Here is a 584-nt window from a genome sequence, read left to right as displayed (position 1 = left end):
GCACGCCCCGTCTCCCACTCTATCGCCCGGCGGTAGATTTCCGCCTTGCGCCAGTCGTCCATCCGCAGGATGTCGCCCTGTCGGGGCACGTACACCGGAGGGATGTCCTTGATGGTATAGCCCAACACCGCCGTCTCCACCAAGATGTTGCGCATCGCATACCAAGGTATCAGGCTGTCCGGCGTTTCCTCCAACCGCCGTTGCGCCTCCGCAAGCCCCAACGCGCCCCCATAATGGCTGTTCACCGGACGGCTGTGCACGAAGGCTATCGTGTCGCCCGGCAAGGCCACCACGCGCTTCACGTACACGTAATTCATCTTGAAGCCGATGCGCCCCTTGTCATTCACCGGATAGTTGAACACCACGATGTCGTTGTAGCGCAGGCCGCGCCGCCCTCGTGTGCGGATGCTCTCCATACGCCCGTCCGAGAAGTCCAGCGACGTGTAGAGCCGCGCACCGAAGATCGTCTTGTCCACCCGTACCTTGTCGCCCGGAAGCAGCGTGGGCGACATCGAGTCCGACGGGATGATGAACGTGTCGGCCACCAAGGCACGCCAACCGTAGTGCACGGCCACGCCCAACAC

1 protein-coding gene is annotated in these 584 nt (G+C 63.0%); it reads right to left on the bottom strand.

The genetic code is table 11. The annotated features are described in order from the left end of the window. The coding region (lepB, locus tag HMPREF9442_RS11810; protein WP_040603079.1) for a signal peptidase I at positions 1-584 on the bottom strand (584 nt) is incomplete at both ends.

The sequence above is a fragment of the Paraprevotella xylaniphila YIT 11841 genome (assembly GCF_000205165.1).
Classification (GTDB): domain Bacteria; phylum Bacteroidota; class Bacteroidia; order Bacteroidales; family Bacteroidaceae; genus Paraprevotella; species Paraprevotella xylaniphila.
The sequence above is the reverse complement of the archived record's forward strand: the minus strand, read 5'-3'. Positions and strand labels throughout refer to the sequence as shown.